This is a genomic window from Candidatus Uabimicrobium amorphum (assembly GCF_009002475.1).
GTDB lineage: Bacteria > Planctomycetota > Uabimicrobiia > Uabimicrobiales > Uabimicrobiaceae > Uabimicrobium > Uabimicrobium amorphum.
The window spans coordinates 5,833,750-5,857,770 of record NZ_AP019860.1 but is presented as its reverse complement, the minus strand read 5'-3'; the positions used below and the strand labels follow the sequence as shown (position 1 = coordinate 5,857,770).

At 40.9% G+C, this 24,021-nt stretch carries 18 protein-coding genes and 4 tRNA genes; 7 read left to right on the top strand and 15 right to left on the bottom strand.

What is annotated here, in order from left to right:
- Nucleotides 1–110: 110 nt before the first annotated feature.
- The gene (locus UABAM_RS21255) at nucleotides 111–1,112 is read left to right on the top strand and encodes a VWA domain-containing protein (protein WP_151970004.1); all 1,002 of its coding nucleotides are present in this window, start codon (nucleotides 111–113) and stop codon (nucleotides 1,110–1,112) included.
- A gap of 94 nt (nucleotides 1,113–1,206) precedes the next feature.
- Here the strand turns inward: UABAM_RS21255 and UABAM_RS21250 are convergent, their stop codons facing one another.
- From UABAM_RS21250 to UABAM_RS21225, 6 genes are all read right to left on the bottom strand, one after another.
- Nucleotides 1,207–1,440 carry a hypothetical protein gene (locus UABAM_RS21250; RefSeq protein ID WP_151970003.1) on the bottom strand — a complete coding sequence of 78 codons (234 nt, stop codon included), beginning with the start codon at nucleotides 1,438–1,440 and terminating at the stop codon, nucleotides 1,207–1,209.
- A gap of 31 nt (nucleotides 1,441–1,471) precedes the next feature.
- Nucleotides 1,472–1,544: transfer RNA gene (locus UABAM_RS21245), tRNA-Gln, on the bottom strand.
- A 7-nt stretch (nucleotides 1,545–1,551) separates the two neighbouring features.
- Nucleotides 1,552–1,622: transfer RNA gene (locus tag UABAM_RS21240), tRNA-Phe, on the bottom strand.
- Nucleotides 1,623–1,826: 204 nt separating this feature from the next.
- A tRNA-Gln gene (locus UABAM_RS21235) sits at nucleotides 1,827–1,899 on the bottom strand.
- Nucleotides 1,900–1,903: 4 nt separating this feature from the next.
- A tRNA-Phe gene (locus UABAM_RS21230) sits at nucleotides 1,904–1,977 on the bottom strand.
- A gap of 385 nt (nucleotides 1,978–2,362) precedes the next feature.
- On the bottom strand, nucleotides 2,363–3,538 hold the full coding sequence (locus UABAM_RS21225; RefSeq protein WP_151970002.1) for an ATP-grasp domain-containing protein: 1,176 nt from the start codon (nucleotides 3,536–3,538) through the stop codon (nucleotides 2,363–2,365).
- Nucleotides 3,539–3,583: 45 nt separating this feature from the next.
- Between UABAM_RS21225 and UABAM_RS21220 the strand changes: the two genes are divergently transcribed.
- The 3 genes from UABAM_RS21220 (at nucleotide 3,584) to UABAM_RS21210 (ending at nucleotide 9,957) form a co-directional block, all read left to right on the top strand.
- Complete coding sequence (locus UABAM_RS21220) at nucleotides 3,584–4,546, top strand: hypothetical protein (RefSeq protein ID WP_151970001.1); 963 nt, start codon at nucleotides 3,584–3,586, stop codon at nucleotides 4,544–4,546.
- A 90-nt stretch (nucleotides 4,547–4,636) separates the two neighbouring features.
- Nucleotides 4,637–9,412: a WD40 domain-containing protein gene (locus UABAM_RS21215; RefSeq protein ID WP_151970000.1), complete on the top strand. Its 4,776-nt coding sequence runs from the start codon at nucleotides 4,637–4,639 to the stop codon at nucleotides 9,410–9,412.
- Between the two features lie 110 nt (nucleotides 9,413–9,522).
- Complete coding sequence (locus UABAM_RS21210; protein WP_173013474.1) at nucleotides 9,523–9,957, top strand: fascin domain-containing protein; 435 nt, start codon at nucleotides 9,523–9,525, stop codon at nucleotides 9,955–9,957.
- A 67-nt stretch (nucleotides 9,958–10,024) separates the two neighbouring features.
- Here the strand turns inward: UABAM_RS21210 and UABAM_RS21205 are convergent, their stop codons facing one another.
- From UABAM_RS21205 to UABAM_RS21190, 4 genes are all read right to left on the bottom strand, one after another.
- A complete protein-coding gene (locus tag UABAM_RS21205) occupies nucleotides 10,025–10,666 on the bottom strand; it encodes an SOUL family heme-binding protein (protein ID WP_229759290.1) in 642 nt (213 codons plus the stop codon).
- A 163-nt stretch (nucleotides 10,667–10,829) separates the two neighbouring features.
- The gene (locus UABAM_RS21200; protein ID WP_173013473.1) at nucleotides 10,830–11,396 is read right to left on the bottom strand and encodes a putative metalloprotease CJM1_0395 family protein; all 567 of its coding nucleotides are present in this window, start codon (nucleotides 11,394–11,396) and stop codon (nucleotides 10,830–10,832) included.
- Between the two features lie 112 nt (nucleotides 11,397–11,508).
- On the bottom strand, nucleotides 11,509–13,326 hold the full coding sequence (locus tag UABAM_RS21195; RefSeq protein WP_151969997.1) for an endonuclease/exonuclease/phosphatase family protein: 1,818 nt from the start codon (nucleotides 13,324–13,326) through the stop codon (nucleotides 11,509–11,511).
- 134 nt (nucleotides 13,327–13,460) lie between these two features.
- A complete protein-coding gene (locus UABAM_RS21190; RefSeq protein WP_151969996.1) occupies nucleotides 13,461–14,513 on the bottom strand; it encodes a hypothetical protein in 1,053 nt (350 codons plus the stop codon).
- A gap of 227 nt (nucleotides 14,514–14,740) precedes the next feature.
- Here UABAM_RS21190 and UABAM_RS21185 point away from each other — a divergent pair, with 227 nt between their 5' ends.
- On the top strand, nucleotides 14,741–15,730 hold the full coding sequence (locus UABAM_RS21185) for a hypothetical protein (RefSeq protein WP_151969995.1): 990 nt from the start codon (nucleotides 14,741–14,743) through the stop codon (nucleotides 15,728–15,730).
- Between the two features lie 116 nt (nucleotides 15,731–15,846).
- Here UABAM_RS21185 and UABAM_RS21180 read toward each other — a convergent pair whose 3' ends face one another.
- From UABAM_RS21180 to UABAM_RS21170, 3 genes are read right to left on the bottom strand one after another with little or no spacing between them, the layout of a single operon-like run.
- On the bottom strand, nucleotides 15,847–16,083 hold the full coding sequence (locus tag UABAM_RS21180; protein WP_173013472.1) for a biotin/lipoyl-containing protein: 237 nt from the start codon (nucleotides 16,081–16,083) through the stop codon (nucleotides 15,847–15,849).
- Complete coding sequence (lipA, locus tag UABAM_RS21175) at nucleotides 16,070–16,960, bottom strand: lipoyl synthase (protein ID WP_151969993.1); 891 nt, start codon at nucleotides 16,958–16,960, stop codon at nucleotides 16,070–16,072. Before lipA ends, UABAM_RS21180 begins: the two co-directional genes overlap by 14 nt.
- A 52-nt stretch (nucleotides 16,961–17,012) precedes the next feature.
- Nucleotides 17,013–17,714: a lipoyl(octanoyl) transferase LipB gene (locus UABAM_RS21170; RefSeq protein ID WP_151969992.1), complete on the bottom strand. Its 702-nt coding sequence runs from the start codon at nucleotides 17,712–17,714 to the stop codon at nucleotides 17,013–17,015.
- A 183-nt stretch (nucleotides 17,715–17,897) separates the two neighbouring features.
- Between UABAM_RS21170 and UABAM_RS21165 the strand changes: the two genes are divergently transcribed.
- Nucleotides 17,898–18,872: a leucine-rich repeat domain-containing protein gene (locus UABAM_RS21165; protein ID WP_151969991.1), complete on the top strand. Its 975-nt coding sequence runs from the start codon at nucleotides 17,898–17,900 to the stop codon at nucleotides 18,870–18,872.
- 74 nt (nucleotides 18,873–18,946) lie between these two features.
- A complete protein-coding gene (locus UABAM_RS21160) occupies nucleotides 18,947–19,420 on the top strand; it encodes a hypothetical protein (RefSeq protein ID WP_151969990.1) in 474 nt (157 codons plus the stop codon).
- A 16-nt stretch (nucleotides 19,421–19,436) separates the two neighbouring features.
- Here UABAM_RS21160 and UABAM_RS21155 read toward each other — a convergent pair whose 3' ends face one another.
- Together UABAM_RS21155 and UABAM_RS21150 are read right to left on the bottom strand one after the other, a co-directional pair.
- Nucleotides 19,437–21,914 (bottom strand): serine/threonine-protein kinase, encoded by a 2,478-nt coding sequence (locus UABAM_RS21155; RefSeq protein ID WP_151969989.1) that lies wholly within the window; start codon nucleotides 21,912–21,914, stop codon nucleotides 19,437–19,439.
- Between the two features lie 100 nt (nucleotides 21,915–22,014).
- Complete coding sequence (locus UABAM_RS21150; protein ID WP_229759289.1) at nucleotides 22,015–23,961, bottom strand: OPT family oligopeptide transporter; 1,947 nt, start codon at nucleotides 23,959–23,961, stop codon at nucleotides 22,015–22,017.
- Nucleotides 23,962–24,021 lie beyond the last annotated feature (60 nt).

Genomic DNA, 24,021 nt, shown 5'->3' with positions numbered 1-24,021 from the left:
AAAAAAAAATGTAAAAATTTTGTCAGGATTGCAAGTGTTCTCCAATAACAAAGTAGAACATATTTTGTCAGGGACTGACTAGAGCTAGAACTGTGTATAGGAAGATAAACATGAAACGCCGCAAGAAAATAATGAGTAGCTTCATCTCGCTATTGTTACACATCATTGTTATTTATCTGTTTGTATTTTTTTCGCCGCCACAAAAAAAACGTACTTCCCCCGTATATGAAGTTTCTCTTGTGCGTATCAAACGTGTAGCTCCACAAAAACAAAGAAAAAAAGCTGGTGGGGCTAGCGCAGCAAACACCGCACAAAACAAGGTGCAAACGCAAGAGGTGACACATGATGAAAATTGGTTTCCCGTCGCCGCAGCGCAGGAAAAATTTGTCGCTCCTACTCTGAATAAACAAAAACCAAGCAAGCAGTCCAAATTCAAAATGAGCGGCGAAAGACTGACCGCGCCACAAGGCAACATAGCCAAAATTTTACAAAAAGTCCGCGCGCGCAAAACGGGAAATGGTAGTGGTCGAGGCAATGGCGATGGCATCGGCAACGGCAATGCGTTTTTCGATGTCAGTGTGGAAGCGGATAATGTCGTTTACGTGATTGATATTTCGACAAGTATGAATGTCTATCTCGCCGCACAACAACTCAAACAAAGCTACCACAAACTCACCGACCAACACACATTTAACATAATTGCCTTTGCCGGGGAAGTATATTCATGGAAAGATAAATTGCAAAAAGCCACCCAAGAAAACAAACAAGATGCCGACAAATGGTTACAAAACTTAGGCGGAGAAATGATGACCAACTTATACAAAGCGCTAAAAGTTACCTACGAAATGATCGATGAAGACACCACCATCTATTTGGTTACCGATGGTTACACCGTCAAACTACGTTCGCTATTAAATCACATCGGCAGTTGGCAAAAGATAGGCGTTTATACATCTTTAAATATCATTGCTGTCGGACAGCGTATAAATGAGCTCTATTTACAAACTCTCGCCAAACAAAACAATGGAACTTACGTGCGCAAACAAACATCCGTGTGGGGAGAAAGACGATCCCGAACCCAGTTCGGAAAACGTTCTAGGTCCAGGAAGTAAAATTTGTATTCTAAAAAACAAACGAAACGTACCAAACTCTGCTGATAACTAGTTTGAGAACGTTTCGACCAATAAATATTCATACAAAACATATCTACCTCTTTCCTATTCCTAGAATATGGATAATCTTTTTGCGTAAACGGTGTGCGATTTTACGAGCATGATCTTCTTTAATACCCAGTTTTCGCGCACTTTCGGCTAAGCTTTCATCGCTATTTCTCGTTCTACGCACTAAAAGATTGTACTCATTTGCATTCAGTTTTTTACTCAGCGTAGCAAGGAATTCCCATTCATGGGACGTTAAATCCTCGCATTTTGCATTTTCCATAACTCGTCCCCTAACATTAATAACAATAGAACAGGGATATCAGGATTCGAACCTGAAACCTCCAAGGCCAAAGCTTGGCGCTCTACCAATTGAGCTATATCCCTTCTATGATGGGAAGTGGTGGAATCGAACCACCGCAACGGGATTTTCAATCCCATACTCTGCCACTGAGTTAACCTCCCGAAAATTTATTGCCGTTTATGTTTTCTCAAAAAAAAAGGCCCCAAAAAGGGGCCAATGCATTACATTCATTTTCAAACACAACATACGTTGACCGCCTTCACCCAAAAAAGGTAAACTCAAAGAAAAACTGCTGTTGTTGTTGAAAATTGGTAATGATCATTTTTGTAACTCCATAAGTAAAATAATATTCGTCTTTCGTGTAACAGGGACATCAGGTCTCGAACCTGAAACCTCCAAGGCCAAATCTTGGGGCTCTACCAATTGAGCTATGTCCCTTACGTGGTGGGAAGTGGTGGAATCGAACCACCGCACTGGGGTTTTCAGCCCCATACTCTGCCACTGAGTTAACCTCCCGAAAATTTACGGCACCCGTTTATATGTTGATTCAAAAAAAAAGGCCCCAAAAAGGGGCCAATGCATTACATTCATTTTCAAACACAACATACGTTGACCGCCTTCACCCAAAAAAGGTAAACTGAAAAAAAAACTGCTGTTGTTGTTGAAAATGAGTAATTATCATTTATAGTGGCTCCCAGAACTTACAAGTCATTTTTAATTTGTTACCAAAGAATACGTAGCAGCAAAGCATATTGCAAGTAAAAAAATGAGCGAAAAAATAGGCGTGACGATGGAAGTGTCACGGTTACAAATTGTGTCATTATTTTACCACTATTTCTACGCATATTTTTGTCACGGTGTTGGTTATTTGTGACAAAAAATAGTGAAATTTTTTTTCATTTTACGGATAAAAACCATAGAGAGTATCTAATCCCCACAGTTCTTCATTGTGCAAATCGCGATATACTTTTGTAGTAATATCAATCATTTGCTGTCGGTCAAAATCTGGTAGTTGTAGTATTTGTCTGATAAAACGCGCGTAAACTCCAACGTGCGCGGCAAAGTGCGGCCAACCGCTACAGTGCCCGGGATTTGTTTCGAGTAGCATAACACCACCGTTTTTCAAAATCACAAAATCGGCAACGATCAAACGCAGTGAAAATGTCTTACCTATTTGAGCGCTGAATCCATATAGGTCGCGATGTTGTTCAGGCGTAAGGGCACCTAATTCCCATAACTTCTCATTAGGCAGTAATTTTCGTGCACGGTCAAGGGGAACATCACAAAACCACATCGCTGGCTTGTTGTTGACAATAAAAACGCGAAATTCGCGATTGAAAAAGTTGCGTTTGGCTTTATCGTGTATGCACTGAACGTCGACAAGTTCACGAAGTGCTAAACCGCCAATGTCTTGGTGTTGTTGCCCCAAATTGTAAACAAGGCGTGCCGCCCCCAAACACAGCTCTTTTTTCGTATATGCCACATTACGTCCCGGATGTATTTTCTCTGTTCCGTAGTAGGTACGCATAAACGTCTGTGGAAACGGCATGTCCAGGCATTCGCGAAACAATTCCCTTAGCTGCTCCTCGGAAAACTTTTCCTCGGCGGCGGTAAGAGAAAAAAATTCGGTACGCGGTTGTGGAATACCTATTCTCTTGAGACGCGAATAACTATGATGCAAATTAAATACCGCTTTAATATGTTGTGGAGAGTCATAAATAGGAATGTCTTCCATGCCCAAAGACTGTAGATGCTTCTTGATGGCATTGTATAAACTCTGCGTTTCTTCCGCAAACGACATACATCCAAACCACCACACCGCCTGCGAACCTTTCATCAAATGTAAAGAACCCACCGGTGATTGTAGTATTTCGTCACTGGTGAATTCCACAATAGAAAACTCGCAAAATACCGCTAAACGCTTTAGTACACCCATGCGCGATGTTAACTTTATCGCGGTGTAACTTAAATTTTCCGAGTTAGGTCTTAAGTGCACCAAAGTAATTTTGCGCATGACAACATCCTCTTTTCCTTTTTCCAATAAAAAAATAAAACTTACATCACCTTTTTTGACCACCTTGCCAATACCTATGTAAAGACAACTTTATTATAGGAGATCAACATGGACTACCAAAAATTATTTTCGCCTGCACAAATTTGGCACAGAGGCAACTTAATCGATTTATTGCAAAAAACAGACAACATATTCTCACGAAAAAGAGACGGCAAACAACCGTTGATTATTCTTGAAGAAGGAATCACAGACGACGAAGAAATACGCCTTGCATATATCAAAGACGAAATAAAACAAAGAACAGACTACTACAACCTAATGTGTCTTGCAAAAGATGTTTATCACGATATGGAACTCGAAGACTTTGTGATTGTCGTGTACCACAAAGACCCGATTAGCGAAGAAATGGCGGCTATAGACCACGAGATTGTAGACGAAGACCTTACGATTGAAGTGGTGTATGAAGTTCTCGACGAACAAAAATTACTTAAGCTAGAAGAATGGGAAGAATGGGAAAAACATAAAGTACGCTTGGACAAGATGGGAGATTTTTGTTGCTCTCATCCCCTCTTCGACAAAACAGTCGACGGCAAACAAGCACTTATCATTGTCATCGATAATGGTAACACCAATAACGAACAAGTTCGCTTAGTTCATTTACGCGAAAAGCTCGAAGAAGAGAATGAATATTTGAGCGGAGGTGAATTTTACGGAACATGCGAGGATTTTGTCATACTTGTCTATCACAAGGTTCCTATTACGAATGAAATGGCAAAGATAAATACGATAGAACTACAAGAAACAGCACCAGGTGTTCTCATTCCCGTCTTTTATAAATCGCTGGATGACGATCAAGTGGCGGCGTTAGAAACTGTACCTGAAGTTATAATTAGTAATACGCGTCCATCTCCTTTTGATTCATTCATTACGACATTCATATGTCTATTGTTATTACTTATGTTTTGGCCTGTAATCCTGGTGATTTTGGCTATAATCGTTATTGCATTTATCATCTCAAAATGTAAAAAAATACTGACTCTAACAAAAAGCGTGATACATCCGCATAAATGACATATAATGATATTGCGTGAGTAGCAATTCAATTTTGTCAAATGTGCGTGAGTAATCGCTGCGCATTCCCATGAGTCAGGGACAGCAATTATGGACGAAGATAGAATTAAAAAAATATGGAAAGATGTCATTCCGGAAGAGGAATTGGAAAACTCCAATCCAGGATCTACGTACAAAAGTGTAAAATTAGAGAAAGGCACAATCGCTTCCCTTGAGTTACCATTCATTACTTTAACAAGTGACGCCGCGCAACAAGAAAATAGCGATGAGGAAAAAGACACTAGATCTACCGCGAGTGGCGGCAAAAACCATTTTGCCACCGCGTTAACTCTAAAATACGAAGACGATACACGAAGAATCGGCGGTTACGCCACGACAACATTGAACTATGAGTTGCTAGATGAAATCGCACGTGGTGGTATGGGAGTTGTTTTTAAAGGTAAACAACTTAGTCTGCGGCGCGAAGTGGCGATCAAGAAGATAAAGAGCGCCAAAGAAGACGTTGCCAATAAAGATAAGTTCATCTCCGAGTCTCTGGTCACCGCTTATCTCGACCATCCCAACATCGTTCCGGTATATGATCTCGGACAAAATGAAAAAGAAGAAGTGTTTTTGGCCATGAAACTCGTTGGTGGAACCGAGTGGAAGAGTTTGCTCAACCCCAAAACAGCGCAAGATAAAGAGCTGGCGCAAAAATACAACATCGAGAAGCATCTGGGTATTTTGATCAATGTCTGTAACGCCATTGCCTATGCCCACAGCAAAAAAATTGTGCACAATGACTTAAAACCCTCCAACGTGATGGTGGGAGAGTTCGGTGAAGTGCTGGTGATGGACTGGGGAATCGCCGTGGACATACGCGACAGCGATGAACGTGGTGACGAAACGATGACCATGCATCGTTCGCTAGTAAAATCGCCCATGGGAACCCCACATTACATGCCCTGGGAATTGGCGGAAGGTGCCGGAACTAATATTGGTCCGTGGACAGATGTTTACCTCCTAGGAGGAATTCTATATCATATTCTCATGAGAACACCACCACACCGAGGCGGAACATTGGAAGCCCTTGTTTCCGCGATTACCGGAAAATTACCCGCATTCCCCAAAGCCATTCCCAAAGAATTACAACAAATATGCAGCAAAGCCCTTTCTAAAGAAATTTCGCAGCGCTACCAAAGTGTCAGTGATTTTCAAAAAGCCCTACAGGGATACTTACAACACAGCGAAAGCCTTGTTATCTCGGCAAAAGCGCGTAATATCCTCAAGGAATGCTTACAAGTAGAGCAAAAATTATTGCTAGAAAAAGAACGCAACAAGCTCTATGCAAAATTTGCCCAAGCGGTTTCGGGATTTGAACAAGCACTCGAATTATGGCAGGAAAACGAAGAAGCGATGCGCGGCCAACATGCGGCAAGACTTGCCTACGCCAATGTCGCTCTCATTAATGAAGATTTCGGATTGGCAGATGCGCAAATCGCACCAGTTACCGAGACCGGCGAAATAAAACAGCTAAAGGTAAAGATCGCGGAGGCGCGCATAAAAAAAATCCAGATGGAGCAAGCGACCAAAAAGCTACGCATAACGGTATATGCAGCACTCATCTTTATTATTGCCGGTTTGACCGTTGGATTTTTACTGGTAAACCGCGCACAACAAGAATTGGCGAAAGAGAAAAAAACCGTCGAGCAACAAAAAGACGCTATCCAGCAACAGAAAGACGCCATCACCAAACAATTGGCGGAAATTGGCCTCAAAAAAGCCGAAGAGGCGTATCAAAAGTCATTGCTAGAAGACGAAGAAATCAACATAAACAGTTACATGAAACAAGAAAGAGCCTATCGCGAATGCGGTGCCTACGCGGGAAAAGCTCTCGATTACCTTCGCGAACTCAAAGACTTTGACGATTTGCAAAACAAAGGGCGCGCATTTGTCAAACTCGCTTTACAACAGAGAAAAGAAGTTTGGCACTCTCCAAGCTACGGTCATTCTGGTTCTCCAGGCTCCCTGACATTTACACACGATGATCAGGCGATTGTCTCGATTTACGATGACAACAAATTACAACTGTGGAATGTGAAAACCGGCAAAGAAGTTGCGCAATTTAAAAAATATATGCGCAACGCTTTGACAATAGCCTTTAGCGCAGACGGTACGATACTCGCTTGCGGCATGGGAGAATTTGATGAAGAACAGGAAGAATATCGCGATTGTCAGGTAAAACTGTGGAATGTAAAAACCGGTCGTGAAGTTTTGCGTTTTACGAAACATAAAATGCCGGTAAAACACGTTGTATTTAGTGAAGATGGCAACACAATATTTTCTAGCTCTGGTAACAACACCGCTAGACTATGGAACATAAATACAGGAAAACAACTGTCTCACATACAACACGCCGACACAATAAATTCTGCGGCGTTTCACCATAACAATAAAATCTTAGCCACGGCTTCGAGTGATAAAACAGTCAAGTTGTGGAATATACAAACGGGTAAAGAAATTTTGCAACTTAAAGGACATAGCGATATGGTAACTTCCATAGCGTTTGCGAAAGGTAGCAAAATCCTAGCTTCCGCTTCCGAAGACCAGACAATAAGATTGTGGGATACTACCTCCGGACAAGAGTTATCAAAAATCGTAGCGCATAGCGATGCCATAAACTCTATTAAGTTTAACCATGATGGCGAAATTCTAGCTTCTGCTTCTCGAGATCACACCATCAAATTATGGGATCTTCAAACACGAAAGTCGTTCCTATCTCTCACAGGACATACCGCGACAGTGAACGCCATCGCGTTTAGCCACAACGACCAAATCCTAGCCTCAGCTTCTGAAGACCACACCATAAGATTATGGAATACCGTCTCGGGAAAAGAATTATCGCAAATAGCAGGACACACTGCGGCAATACACTCCACAGCGTTCAGTCATGACGGAGAGATTCTAGCTTCTGCTTCCCGAGATCACACAGTAAAATTATGGGACACCAAAACCGGCAAGAAACTTTTCCATCTAAAAGGACACGATGCTGCGGTAAATGCGGTAGCGTTTAGCCGTCATAACATTCTCGCCTCCGCTTCGGAAGACCGCACCATAAAATTTTGGAATACAACCACTGGGCAACAGCTATCGCAAATAACCGCACACAACGCAACAATACACGCGATTGCGTTTGGCCACGATGGCAAGACTTTGGCTTCTGGTTCAGAAGATCACACCATAAAACTTTGGGAGGTAGAAACAGGCGAAGAACTTTTGCATCTCCAAGGCCACAGTGATACCGTCAACGCTGTCGCTTTTAGTAATGATGGTAAATTCTTTGCCTCTGCTTCCAGTGACAAAACAGTGCGATTATGGGACTCTATTACCGGAAAACAGCTATCTGTGTTTACGGCACATACAGGTAAAGTCTACTCTGTGGCATTCAGTCCAAATAGTAAAATGCTTGCATCTAGCTCTGGTGACGAATATGGAAATGATTGCGCGATAAAGTTATGGGAGTGCGAAACCCGTAAAGAAATCGCCCATTTTGTCGGTCATGACTACACCGTTTATTCCGTGGCCTTTCACCCAGGTGGTCAAATTCTTGCCTCTGGTTCGTACGACAATACCGTTAGATTGTGGAATATACAAACGGGCAAACAAATTTCCAAAATTACCGGGCACAGTGATGTTGTTTACACAGTGGCATTTAGCCCTAATGGTAGTCGACTTGCTTCTGGCTCAGGAGACCAATCTTTAAAGGTCTGGGATGTAAACATCACAAATAGTTTTTTGCGAATAACACCGTCTCCACACAAAGTAAATACCGTCGCCTTTCATTCCGATAGCAAAATAATTGCTAGTGGATCGTGGGATGGCAAAATTGCCTTATGGGATACAACGACAGGGAAAAATGTGGCAAATTTTGTCGGCCACACCGGCAAAGTTCACTCACTAGCATTTAGTCACAGCGGTAAAATACTCGCTTCTGGTGCGGGAATATACGACGACGACAACGAAGAATACCAAGACTGTAGTGTGAGACTATGGGATGTTGATAAAGGCAAAGAACTCATTCGTTGCAATGGGCACAACGAACCAATAAAATCCGTTATTTTTAGTCGTGATGGACAAATAGTGGCATCGGGATCATGGGACAATACCGTAAGACTGTGGGACACGACAACAGGCAAAGAGTTGCTCATGCTCAATGGTTATTCGCGCAATATTCGCTCGATAGCGTTTAGTCCACAAAACAAAATGATTGCCTCTTCTTGGGATGGTGCTATACGAATATGGAATATTACCACCGGCAAAGAAATCATGACGCTACATGGACACACCGATGATATTTCCTGTTTGGTGTTCCATCCAAATGGTAAACTTCTCGCCTCGGGGGCTAACGACAATACCATAAGATTATGGGAAATTGCCACGGGAAAGTTGGTCTCTATACTTACCGGTCATACAAGTTACGTCCTGTCTATCGCATTCAGTCCAGATGGCAACACTCTTGCCTCGGGATCTTGGGATAAGACAATTCGGCTATGGAACGTGACAACCGGCAAAGAATTCTCTAAATTGGTAGGACATTCACAAAGCGTCAATTCAGTAGCCTTTAGCCCCAACGGCAAGATCCTCGGCTCAGGTTCATGGGATCAATCCGTTAGACTGTGGAATATAGAAAAGAACAAAACATTACCGTGGTTTGATTCCATGGGGAACGATAAGAGGGATTCGTTCTATAGTACTCTGCAAAAAACACCGCAGGAATTAACGAAGCGATTGTTTGGGTTACAAGTGAACCAAAATATGGAACTGGAGCCCTATGTTTATCAACAACGCCTTTGGCAACCGCTTAAAGTCGATTTTTTAGATAAATAATAATAGAGTCGTTAGAAATATTAAACTTGTATTTGTAACGTAAATATATCAGTAATCATTATATACCGTTACTGTATAGCGATCACAATAGAATGGAGTCACAAACAAAAATGAATAAAATATATGTTGTTGTTATGGCATTATTTGTCGTTTGTTCTTACGGTTTTTGCGATGCAATTTACACCGGCAGTGGATATTACCTCCGCGCAGAGTACGGTGGTGGGGGAAAAGTAGATGCAAAAGCAAAAAAGAGAGGTGAATGGGAAGAATGGCAGCTAATCCCACAAGAAGACGGTTCATATGCGATTAAAAGTAGTGGCGGGTTCTACCTCAGTGCAAAAAACAGTGGTGGTGGTAAGGTCGACGCGCGCCATAGAAAAATAGGTTTATCGCAAAAGTGGCGCAGACAATCGGTTGGCGGTGGTTACTTTACGTTTAAAACAAGTAAAGGTTATTATCTTCAGGCAAAAAATAACGGTGGCGGTAAAGTCGACGCTCGCAGTAAAAAAATGAGTGAGGGGGCCAAATGGAAAATACTCAAATAAATTTTGCAAAGACATTGCCAGAGACGGTTCTTTGTTAGGCATGACCGTGATATCACGGTCATCCACGCTACCTTGCGGCATTTTTTATTTCAACTAAAACCTCATTCTCCCTCAAAAACCATATGGTAAACGGTGAATTGTAACGCGCAAAAATAGGATTGCCATTTGCTTCTAACTTAGCTTGTTGGACATTTGTCAGGAGCATCTCTTTGTTTTTATTGTATTTTACCTGACTCCAACTCCCTTTATACTTACGCACCGCCATAATTTTCGCCGGAATTTGACGAATTTTTACTTTTGGATTCGTTGGTTGCGGTATGGTCTCCATTGTGTATTTTTGCGGCATAATAAATTCAATCATGTATTTATCTTTTGCGATATTTATTTGATTGACAGGGGCCGTCATTGCGATTGTCTCCCCTTCAGATGCTTGTTGATTTACAGGAGCCGTCATTGCTATTTTCTGCTGCTTACTATTCGCTCCCGATATAAAACCGGCAAGACGTCGGAAGGCTTTGTTACCTGCTTTGTCAAAACTTGCGTTCACTTGTGTTTCAGCAACGATATGGGCGGGATAGTGGCGTAATTCAAAGTGGTCATACGTTTGTATTACTTTGTAATTCGGTCTTTCATAACTTGTACACCCAAACATCCACATTGCCACTCCAAAAAACAACAACACTAAAACGCTTTTTTTTCTCTTACTCATAGTATTTTCTCTCAATCGATTTGTAGTCAGAAGCAAAAAAGAAGACTATAATTAACACGTCAATGAAATATTGACACATATATACTACAATGCAAATTATATTTTGTCGAATGAGAAAAAATAAAAAGAAAAGGTGCTTGCACCTTTTCTTGTATTTAAAAACTTATACCACGATACTGAAGTTATCTTGTGAGTCGCTTTCCCCTTGCTGCTGATGAAAACTGTACTTCTCTGTTGCCTGCTCCTCTAACTTTTTTTGAGCCAACTCTTGGCGCGCTTTTGCCTCTTCGGAAGAAGCCTTTTGGGCAACTTGGTGGTCAGCGGAGGAAGGTTGTGCAGGAGCAAGGGCCGCTTTTCTGACCACTTGCATTTTCGCGATCGTCTCTTGTGGTTGATTCGGAACAGGTTGTGAATCGATTTTCACGTTCCCCCCCACGGCATATTTTCGTCCGTCGGGACCAACTTGATAATCGTAGTGGATCGCACTCTTTATATACTTCCCACCCGCAGCAACGTGTGCTTGTTCATGGGTGCGAACTTCTTGGTCTCGTAACTTTAGTTTTTCTAGCTTTCTCTTCTCAGACATATTCATTTCAGAAATAGGCTTCATTTCCAGTTTCTTCTCAGAGGCTAACTTACCAGTTTCTTCTTTCAGGTCTGATAAAGAAGTTTGCTTTGGTGGAGAACGTGGTATTTCAATGCCATGGTTAAAATTACCACCTATATTCATGTTCAATATCTCCCAAAGAAATATCAATATGTCCATTGTAGTTATTATCGACCATTTCTTGGGATATTTGATACATTTTTACGTGATGAAATAAAATTTTTCGCAAAATGTTTTATTTTTTCACTTTTACCGAAGTGAACAATGGCAAATGATCGGAAGCGTCGCTTTTTATAATGTAAAAATCGTGAAAACTCAAATCTTTACTACCTAAAATCCAATCTATGCGTTTCTCTGACCCTTTGCCTTTTTGAAAAGTAAAAGGATAGTCGTATTTGGTGATATCTTGGGCGCTAACCCATCTATCTTTTGAAAACAACTTCATTTCTTCCCCGTTGGGCTGAGAGTTTAAATCCCCGGCAATAATCGTGTGCGGTGTAAGGTTCCAATTGTTCAAAAGCTCGTTAATTTGTTGAATGCGCACCAAGGTATTTTTCTTTTTGTGCTGTAAATGGGTATTCACCACGTAAACAAGTTCTTTTCCCAGTTGCAAACGCACATAGACATAACTGCGCCCCATAGATCCTGTTCCTTGCGGCAGCATTTTATGACCTTTTTCTGTTATTTTCAAGTTTGTCAAAATCGCATTACCAAACTTCACACTTGCCGCCGGAGCATATACCAATTTCATTCGCAAGCGATTTTGAAACCAGTGGGCCAAATCAATCATTCCCGAAATCGGCCAACCACGCCCCACTTCCTGCAAAAGAACGGCGTGTACCTGATTCTGTTCCATAATCTGCGCAATTGTTTCGGGATCAAGTACTCCTCGGGCATTTACTGCTTCGTGAATGTTATAACACACCATCTTAAACTGTGCTTTTTCCGAAACGTTTTCTGTGATTTGAGGTTGCAGACTACCAAAAATAGCCACAGAAATAATCGCCACGATCATCGCACCTATCGCTGCCAAAGGAGGCTTTTCGTTGGTATATTTTTGTGAATTGTCCATGGAAATTACAACAACAGCGACAAACGGTGCAATAAAAAGCCAAATATTTGAAAAAGGTAATGGTGACTCGTAATGCAATTGATATAGTAAAATAGTCAAAGCATATAGTGTGCATACGACCAATGTGGAAACATAAGAGGCGTAGTTGTTTTCTTGGTGTGCTGCAACGGGCTGCAAATACATACGCAATAAAAAATTCAACGCTAGTTGCGCGGCAAATAACGCCGGGAAAATAAATTGTCCTGTAAATAGACAATGTATACTGTATACGATAATCGCTACTACAGGCACACGCAGTGATATTTTTACCGGAAAAAATAAACTACCTATCGCCACAATATCCGCAGCGATAATAACGACACTTGCTACAAATATAGAACACTGTGCCGACGCAGCGACAAATGCGATATTATGCAATAAAACGGTCTGTATCGCCAAATAACAAGAAATCCACCACGGAATCACAAGTAGCTCATCTTGCTGTGGTTGTTTTTTACGCTTCCATACACAATATACAGTGATCAATGCAATAATAACGGTAAGCGCAAATGAAAAATAGTCACGCTGCCAAATATAGTCCCAAGTATGGTGAAATGTTTGCAGCGTTGTGTCTATCGCCATGGCAAAAAGTAAACCACATACAAAATCATTTGCACGCGTGCTTTTGCGTATGTCAATCACCGCAAGGGGAAGTACCACTAGAAACAAGCTGATACCGACAAACATAATCCAAAAATTCATCGCAAACAATTGAATTATAACGCGTAGCAACGCGAGATATGAGCCGACAATCACTATTCCATAGGAATGAAATCGCTTTAGCAGTAAACCTAAAATCGGTATACACGACACAACGAGTACAAACACAGGTATGTTATAAAAGCCAATTTTTTCTGCGAAAGAATATAACAGAGGAAACCACGCACGGGTAATTTGAATGGCCGTTAAACAAATAAAAGAGATCGATAGTATATGCAACAATGTTCCTCACCTCGAACTTTCTAAATTTAGACGGTATTGCGAATAGAGTTTAAAACAGACATACTAAACTACTGGAACTTTTTCAGCAAGGACTCGTTCTATTTTTCATATACCGTATAAAATATATTCAGACCTTAGTATCGTGTATCATTGCGAAACCAAATGATTTTCAATCCTATTTTTTTTAATTCTTGGAGGACATTTTGGTCATTATTTTTCAAATAAATAGCGAAATGATCCGCGTCGTATTTGCGATAAAATTCAACATTTTCCCATTTCCATACGGGGATAAAGTCAACCATAGCTTCTGGTAAATCTCGTAACTCTGTGTATGAACGCAAATGTTCATCTATTTCTTTCACTTTTTTTCGAGAAATTTCCTCTTCAGGTTCAATCACCAAACGACATTGTATTGCTTCTCCATTGTCCCAAAAATCTACAAAAACCGGAATAGAGAGTTTCTCCTCTATTTGCTCCACCACTTTTTCATTGTCTTGTAACCACATACGTTGCGATTCGGTCAAGGTATAATAAATGCTTTGTGCGGGCGGCAAGACCAATGGTTCATTTTTACGATTTTTCAACATGTACAAAAACTCAGAACGCCAATTTCGTAAAATTTCCAGAAAACCGCAAGTAATGACGTACGGCTTTGGTAGAAATTCATCCGCAACGACACCGATCACAGGTACAGGTATTGTACTCTTACCATGCCAAGAATCCACCTCAAGGTCAATTTTCGAAGGTAATAGCACATTTTCCCAAGTGTCTTTTTCATGTAAATTTGCATCGTAGGGTAAATAACGCCGACTTTTTAGGAAACTAAAAGAAACAATGATTCCGATCTCATCCACAGGAGAATTCAGCTGTTTTTTGGTTAGAAACCGTACACGATGTCCTCTGATGTCTGGCCAAGAAATACCTTCTTCTGCAGAGATGCCGACGCCTCTTGCCCCATCAAATATCGAAGTACCATAACGCCGATGAACTCGTTTAACACTCGATAGTGCGCGAATTTCACTTTCCCAATCCACATTCTTTTCCTCGTAAAGAAAGTCTCTTGCATAAATATGGGTTACAATTATATGCGGCTTACCATTATGTTGTTGCGGTGTACAATTTTCATTGTCCGCCACGATAACGCTCGAAAATATAAAAGTACATATACAGAAAAAGAATAGTCGCATTTTTATCTCCTCATCGTTAAATTCGTTATTTCATTACACAACACTGCTTCTATATATGTATTGGCCTTACCGAAAAAAAAGGTGACATAGGAAATCAAAATTTTATTTCGCAGACCACAGTAAAAAGTTGTTATCATAAATAAATTGCGATAAATGCCTTGGAGAAAAAGAGGTAAAGCGTAAAACAATAAAAAATATCCAATCCTCCACAAATAAGGAGAAATACAATGCTTTTTACATCTACAAAAAAAAGTATCATCTTTGCCATCTGTTTATGTACGCTGATTTCTTTAACAGCAGAGAAAATGGAAGACTATCAATTCCAAGGTGGCATCTCGTATAGCAATGAGGGTTCTTTTGTATGGGCAAACGTTTCCCATGATGGCGATGATATCAAAGAGGCAAGTGTCACGGTAAATGATATACAACTTGTATATCAAGAACAACACGGCATGTACACCGCGAAACTCCACGATGTTCAAGGAGGCAGTCTCGTTAAAGTGATCGCCAAAAGTGCAAAGGGAGAAGTATTCTTCCATCGTACGGCGCAAATTCCACAATTGGCCACCATTACGCAACTGTCCATGCGCAAAGACCATAGTTATTCGATGGGATGGACCCGCACCAACGCAACACTTCTTGAAGCCACGTATGAAACTTTAAGTAAAAATCATCCACAAAATCGTGGAGAATTTACCACCGTAGTGCCCTCAGACAAAAGTACAATCATCATTCCTGCGAATAACATTGTCAACGGGCATGCAAAATTTTCTATTTGCGCATTTGGTGGAGATATTCAACTAGCACGCGGAGAAAAAAGTTCATCGTGGTTCATCACTAAGGCCATTGACAGTCGCTCACATCACATCAGTCATGCGCAACATCACGATGTTAAAAATGAATACCCTGGCGCTCCACTACAAGAAGTTTCGGAGTGGGATGACAAAAAAGACGGAGTAAAAATTCACTTTCGCGCCTATGATCCACTACAAATTGTTCAAGAAGGAAAGCTTCATCTACACATAAAACTCAAAAATAACCGCGTTGCCGTTGCTGTTGTCGTCATTGACGGTGAAAAGGTGTGGTTTGAAAAAAGAATTCATAAATCAAAAGACAAAGTATACACCGTTGTTCTCGATGTTTCAGTGGGTGCGCAAGTGGTTTTAGGAACTCAGGCTTGCAAAATATATGCTTTCAATTACTATGTCGCAAAATAACATTTCGCATTGCTGCTGGCACTTTTTATGATTTTTGCTATCGTGAAAATAGAATCACTATAGTACCAAGCATTTGTCTGGCCCTAGATTTAGGGCCAGATTCTACTGTATTTGTTTTAATCGGCGTCAATGACCGCGATCACATCTCCCGCTTTAACCATGTCGCCTATTTTGCACTTTTGCTGGCGAATTTTCCCCGTAGAAGTCGCAGGAATTTCAATCATGGTTTTGAAAGTTTCGACATAAAGAACATTTTGTGATTTTTGTACAACTTCACCTTCTTTTGCCAACCACTTAATGACTTGCCCTTCGCTAATACCATTGCCTAAGTCGGGAAATTTAAGCTCCATCATTACCATTCTCCTTCACAATGCTCTTGATAAAAAATTCACCTGCTTTGTAACTACTGCGCACAAATGGCCCCGCAGCAATGTAGCGAAACCCTTTCTCTAATCCTATTTTTTTGTAGTGCTCAAATTGATCTGGATGTACGTACTCCACCACCTCTAGGTGTTTCAAACTCGGGCGTAGATACTGTCCAAGAGTCAAAAAATCTACATCTATACGACGCAAATCGTCCATGGTTTGCGCAATTTCCTCTTCGGTTTCTCCCAAGCCAACCATAAGTGAACTCTTTGTATACAAACCTTGTTTTTTGGCGTATTCGAGAACCATGAGCGATTGTTCATACGTCGCGCGATTGTCGCGTACGCGCCCCTGCAAACGTTCAATCGTTTCGACGTTATGTGCAAAAACATTTGGTCTTGCCTGAACAACCGTTTCGACACATTTTACATCTCCTCGAAAATCGGGAACGAGCACTTCGATAAGCACTTCTGGGCTTTGCTGATGAACGGTGGTGATGACTTTTGCAAAATGTTCACTGCCTTGGTCGGGCAAATCGTCACGATCAACGCTGGTAATGACAATATAATCCAAACCCCATTTTTTGACACTTTCTGCTATCTTCATGGGCTCCATCGGATCAATGTTGGCGCCATAGCGACCACTTTTTACGTTGCAAAAACGGCATCCTCTTGTGCACGTATCGCCCAGAACCATAAACGTTGCGGTTCCAGAACTCCAACATTCATTAATATTGGGGCAATGAGCCTCTTCGCATACAGTGACCAAACTGTTTTCTGAAAGCGTTTTACGTACATCATCAAACTTTGGATCGTGCTCTATTTTTATTTTTAGCCATTCCGGCTTGTTATAAAGTTTGTTCATCCACATCTCCTAGTTGCTATTCATTTTACTTTGTGATTTTGTTTTACTTCTACTAGTGGTGGTTATTTTTTTTGTTTGTATACACGGTGTTGTAGTGCAAATCTTTTGCTAACTTATGAATAATATTTTCTTTTATTTGTGACAAATCAAATGTTTTCTGTGTAATCTCTTTCCAAGAAATACAGGTTTCCGAAGGGCATCCACACATGAAAATCAACTTTTCGACAATAGAACTGTCGTTATTGACATTCAAAGCAAAACCGTGGAGAGTGACATACTGGTCGTTTCTATTGACAAATCGCATGCCGACGGCACCAATCTTTTTATAGGCACCACTTTCTACCTCGTACCATACTCCGATATAGTCCTTGTTGGGATGTAAGACAGCGGGTATTTTGTGCTCTTCGGTGAGATCCATCATCATCTGCTGGATTGTTTCAAGGTATGCTCTTCTTTCATTTGCTTCCAACAAAAAAATCGGATAACCCACAATCTGACCAGGACTATGCAGAAAAGCCGCCCCTCCACGAAGTATTTCGTGTACCTCTATCCCATTTTCCGCCAGATACTCTTTGGTGACTTTGATACTTTGTTCATTGGCTTTAACACCTAAGGTAATTACGGTGGGATGCTCTACTAAAATCAGTGTATCTTCTACTTCGCCACGCGCTCTTTTTTCCATAATCTCTTTTTGCAAACGCAAGACTTGTGTATAATTCCCTAATCCTAAATCCATCACATTTAACTTTTTCACGCCACCATCCTTTTAGCAAATTTTTTGTTACGCATCCTATTATTTATAATACGCTCACGCAAGTAGAGATTACAAAAAATTTATTATTTATTTTGCGATGGTAAAGTTGGCATTACAATTTAGACTTATGATGGTAAAATACGTGCCCCCAAATCTATTCGTACTACGGTAAAGCAGAAACAGATGAAAATAAAATCAAAATCGTTACAGGAAATCCAAAACCACACCGAATACTATGGTTGCGCTTTTTTCTTTGAGGAAAGTCAATCGCTCGCGATCGAAGGCTGTGCATTCGAAAACTGTAGCTTTCGCACCGATGTGTGTTTCAAAAAAATAGAAAATTGCCGCTTTACCAATTGCAATTTTTCTAGCGAATTTTGTTTAGATCTAAGTCATAACAGAATAACGGAGCTACCCAAAGAATTTGAACAACTCACTTCTCTCACTGGTTTGCTGTTGAATTCAACAAATATAAGAGAAATTCCTAAAGAAATTGGGCGGCTCACTTCTCTTTCCGAACTTGATTTAGGCCATTGTAACATAACAGAACTACCCAAAGAAATCGGTCAACTCACAGCTCTCGATTTTTTAGATTTGAGCGCAACACAGATCACAGAACTCCCCAAAGAAATCGGGCAACTCACAGCTCTCACGGAGCTGAATTTAGAAAGATGTAAAATCTCCGAATTCCCCAGGGAATTTTGGCAACTTACTTCTCTTTCTCAACTGAATCTGTCCAGCTATAGAGGGACAGAGCTCCCCAAAGAAATCGGACAGTTAACTTCGCTCACCCATTTAAATCTCAGTCACACAAAAGTGAAATGGTTACCCCAACAGATAAAACAACTGAAGCATCTACAGTTTTTAGATTTGAGCGGAACACCAATAACAGAATTACCAAAAGAAATCGGACAATTAACTTCTCTCCGACGTCTGTACCTCTCTTATACACAGATAATAGAACTGCCAAAGGAGATTGGACAATTAGCCTCTCTCATACACTTACATTTATGTGACACAAAAATCAAAAGATTGCCAGAACAAATAGTACAACTCAAATCTCTAAAACTTTTGGATTTGGGGCGTACGCAAATAAAAGAGTTGCCACAAGAAATCGAAAATTTGGATTCTTTAAGAATCATTAGACCAACTTTTTAGTCCGGAGTATCCACGATAACATGTTTGCTAAATGCAAAATATCTCTTATAATCTTCACAAAAAAGGAGGATGTTTTGAAAATATACTACCTAATTGCGGTATGCTTTTTTGTTGCCTGTTCGTCACAAATTCGCTGCCAATTTCCCAAAGAAAACTGTGACGCCCTTGTGAAAAACGAACGAGAGCACCGTGAAAAACTTGCTGTTGAAATGGGCGATTTACTAAAAAAAAACACCTACAAAAAAGAAGATATATGTAAAATTGTCGCCGAAATAGACGACATGCTAAACATTATCGATGCCAACACCAATATCAATTCTCAGTGGCTCAAAAGTAAACTCGCTTCTTTACGAGACCTTTTTCCAGACATCGCCACCAAAAAAACGTTCACAACGCACATGAAAACACCTCTTGACAAATGTTTGATTGTCGATAACTGTGCCCTACAAAAAGACATTTACGAAATAGTAAAATGCCATCTGTGTATTTTACGAAAAACGCTATCCTCTACGTGTGATTTGCAGACAGAGAAATGTCCGTGTTCGTAAAAAGAGCTCAAATACTTTACTTTTGCAATAATTTCTTTGCTTCCTCGATACGAATCTTGAGTATATCTATTGGTCCTCCGAGAGCCATCGATTTTTCCCAATCGGAAATCGCTTTGGCAAATTTTTGTTGGTGGTAATACACAACACCTCGGTTTCCGTAGTACTCACCATCACGGGGATTGAGTTTAATCGCCTTATTTAAATCGCTAAGGGCCTGTGTATATGCTCCTTGATTTACATATATCGCTCCTCTAGTTCCATAGCTAACATAATCATTGGGATTGAGCGCGATGGCCTGGTTAAAATCTTGAATAGCCTCGCGATATCGCTGTAGAGTATTGAATACAATACCTCTATTCGAATAAATAAGATAATCATTCGGATTTAAACGAATAGCGGTATTGTAGTCCTCAACTACTTTTTCGTAGCGTTTTTGTCTTTCATATATCAAACCTCGATTGACATAGGTTGTATATTCCGCTGGATTGAGTTCGATGGATTTATCAAAATCTTCCAATGCTTTGTCATATCTCCGTAACCTTTTGTATACAATGGCGCGCCCCGCATAAAAAAAGTAGTTGTCCGTGTTTAGATGCCTAATCTTATTGTAGTCATCTAAAGCTTCCTCATATCTTCCCAGTTGCTCGTATACAAGTTTTCGACTGTCGTAAACTTGATGGTTATTTGGGCTGAGCTGTAGAGCTTTATTTAAATCGCGAAGTGCCCATTCAAATTGCCGTTGTTGATAGTAGATGTTGGCTCTATTGAGATAGATTTTACCATTATCAGGGCTAAGTCGTAATGCGTTGTTGTAACTGGCGAGAGCTTTTTGATAATTATTTTGAATATTGTATATATTGCCAAGATTTGTGTGGGCGAACGCATCGTTGGGGTCAAGTTGTAGTGCTTTCAGGTAGTCAATAAGAGCTTTATTGTACTTCTTGAGATGTTTGTACAGTAAACCTCTTGAAACGTAAACGCGGCTATAGTTAGGTTTTATTTTCACCGCTTGATTAAAATCATCCAAAGCTTCCTCGTACTTACCTAAGTCAACGTACATATCTCCCCTACTTGTATACGCAATGTGACTACGAGGATTCAACCTAATCGCGCTACTGTAATCGGCCACCGCTTGCTTTTCGTTACGGACATCGTTGTATACGTTACCTCTATTGAAATACGAGTCACTGTCATTGGGATTGAGTTCAATGGCTTTGTTAAAGTCGTTCAAAGCCTCTTTCAGTTTTCCCAACTCTCTATACGCAATACCTCTATTGCAATAAGCGAGAAAATCCTGAGGATTCATGGTCACCGCTTTTGTGTAATGTTTGCAAGCTTCGCGGTACTTTTTCTGCTCATGATACGAGACACCTCGAATCATATGTTGTTGATACAATTCCCAATTGATCGTTTGTTTCGTTCGATCTGCTTCATGTGGTATTGCCCGTACTTTTTTGTTTGTAGAGCGTCTTTCCGAAATGTTTTTTTCTACGCGGTTTGTGTGGCTCTTTTCCTGGGAGAAAATCCATACAATACCTATAGCAAAAAACATCGACAACACGACAAAAGCGATTGATTTGCTGTTGCCTTTTTTCTTCTGTACTCTTTTGTAACGCGAGGGCCGCGCAACAACATGGGGTTGCCGTATATTTTCGTCAGTAACTGGAAATTTACTCTCGCGATTTGAGAACATTTCGATTATGGTTTTCACCGAATCTATTCTCTGTTGTGGGTTTTTCTGTAGTGCTTGAAAGATAGTATACGCCACAAAAGATTTTTCTTTGTCGCCAGGAAATAGTGGTGGCGGATTAAAATGTAAAACTTTTTGTATGGTGGAGACCATTGTTTCACTATGGAAAGGAGAGGATCGCGACCAAGAAAAAAATTGATAAAACAACACCCCTAAGGCGAAGACATCGGTATTTTTGCCCACATCCCATTTGTCCTCAATTTGTTCGGGAGACATATACTGTGGCGTTCCAATCAAATCATTATGTGTAATCGACACCAAGTCGCTGTTAATCGACTTTGCAATTCCCAAATCGAGAATTTTCGGAAGTAAGTTTTCTTCTGTTAGAATGATATTGGTGGGCTTTATGTCGCGATGGACAATGTCGTATTCATTGAGGTTGGCGATACCGCGGCATATCTGTATTGCTATTTGTAACTGTTTTTCAAAATCAATTGAGTGAGGATAACGAATAATGAATTCTTTCAGCGTGATTCCTCTCACATACTCCATAACAATGAAGTATCTACCATGCAGTTTGAAAAAATCTATGCCACGTACCACGTGTGGATGTTGAATTTTTGACATGAAATAATATTCACGGTTGATACGTCTGATGGTATTCTCGGTTCTTTGCCCTTTAGGAACACACTCTTTTATTGCCACAAGTTGTTGGTTATTGATGTCTGTACAAAGGTAAACTTTCCCCATTCCTCCTTGTCCAAGTACTTTCTCAAACCTATACCTGTTGTTTAGTATTTGCATAACATTCCCCCAATGGTCGCAGTGTAATATTTCGTCAAAATCTCATTCTGGAGGTAAACGACAAGAGGCGGAACGCCTCTTGCCTTATTTCACAAAGTATTTATTTTCCTTTAACACACAATTGAGTAAACGCCGACACCAATAAAAAGAATATGACAACGGCAAATAAAGAAGGTGCCCACCAAGCGATGTTTTGCGCCCAGTCATAGCCAAAAAACCAAACTTTGACCTTTTCACCAGCAGGTGTCAAATAACTTTGGGTGAAAGCCATACCTGCGATCAACACCCCAATAAGCCCTTCGCCACCTACAAGCCCTGAGCCTAAAAGTATTCCGCGATTTGCGCGTTTTTCTTTCTCTTGTGGTGTTGTTTTCTTTTCGAGAACTTTGCGCAACATTCCACCTAAAAACACCGTGGTCATCGTACTTACCGGAAGATACACCCCTACAGCAAACGCAAGACTTGGTAGTTTTAGCAATTCCACAATCACAGCAATCACGACGCCAATACCAACCAACGTCCATGGCAGCGAACTTTCTAACACCCCTTCGATGACCAATTTCATTAGAGTCGCTTGCGGAGCAGCAAGTTCTTCACTTCCAAACTGGTATGCTTCGTTTAACAGAATCACCGAAAGGCAAACGAATGCAGCAGAGGTCATCACTCCCACCAATTCGCCTAGTTGTTGTTTGCGCGGTGTGGCCCCCATTAAAAAACCGGTTTTCAAATCCTGAGAAGTGTCCCCTGAGATTGAGGCGGCGATCGCAACAACACACCCTACGGTTAAGGCCGTGGCTTTTCCCACATTGTCCGTCCAGCCAAACATCAAGAAAATAGAAGAAGTAATGAGTAGTGTTGCAATGGTCATACCACTCGTGGGATTGGAGGTAACACCAACCATACCCACAATTCTCGAAGACACTGTTACAAAGAAAAAGGCAAATATCACCACTAGGACACTGGCAAGTATGCGCACAACAGGAGAGAGTTCACTACCAAATACTGTCGGAACAAATGCCATTACCGCTGCGATCACGAGCAGTCCACCGCCAACGGTTTTTAGAGACAACTCCTGGTCGGTACGCAACTGTTGTTCTCCATCTTGCTCCAACCTCTTCTTGAGTTGCTCCGCTCCTATGCGAAAACTTTGAATCATTGTCGGGATACTCTTTGCTAGAGTAATAAAACCTGCCGCAGCGACAGCTCCTGCCCCTATGTAGCGTACATAACTGTGCCAAATTTGTTTTGCGGTCATTTGCGAAATGAGTAAGGTCCCTTCGGGATACAAAGGCGTCATTCGCCCGTCGCCCCAATATGCAATGGCGGGAATAATCACTAACCACGACAACAAACCACCGGCAACCATAATCGAAGAAATTCTTGGACCAAGAATATAGCCAACCCCAAAAAGAGCCGCGGACATATCGAAACCAAGTTGCGCTTTTTTGATAAAAGGAATCTTTAAAGTTGCTTTGCTGGGAACAAGTTTTAACCAACCAAAGACAACCTTAAATAGCATACCAAGACCCAATCCCCAAAATACATAATTGGCTTGATTGTCCTTACTTTCGCTCGCCACTAAAACTTTGGCACATGCCGTTCCTTCAGGGTAAGGAAGGAGGCCATGTTCTTTTTCGATAAGAAAACGACGTAGTGGCACCATAAACAAAACGCCTATCAAGCCACCACACATCGCCAACAATGTCATTTGCAATAGCGTTGGTGGAAGCCCCCACAAAAATAGAGCTGGTAGAGTAAAGATGACCCCACTCGCCACGGAACTAGAGGCAGAACCTATGGTTTGTGAGAGGTTGGCTTCGAGAATAGAATTTTGCACTCCCGCTTTGTGAAAAACGCGAAAAATAGCAACTGTCATCACCGCAACAGGTATGGACGTTGAAATGGTTAATCCGGCGCGCAATCCCAAATAGGCATTTGCCGCACCAAATAAAACACCAAAGACAATACCGCAAATCACCGCTTTAAATGTAAATTCAGGGAGATTTTCTGTCGGAGAGACGTAGGGGTTGTGTTTTTTTTCTTCCATGGTTTCCTCTATAAATAGGACTATCATTGGTTTAGGTATCAATAGTTTATTGTAGGCATA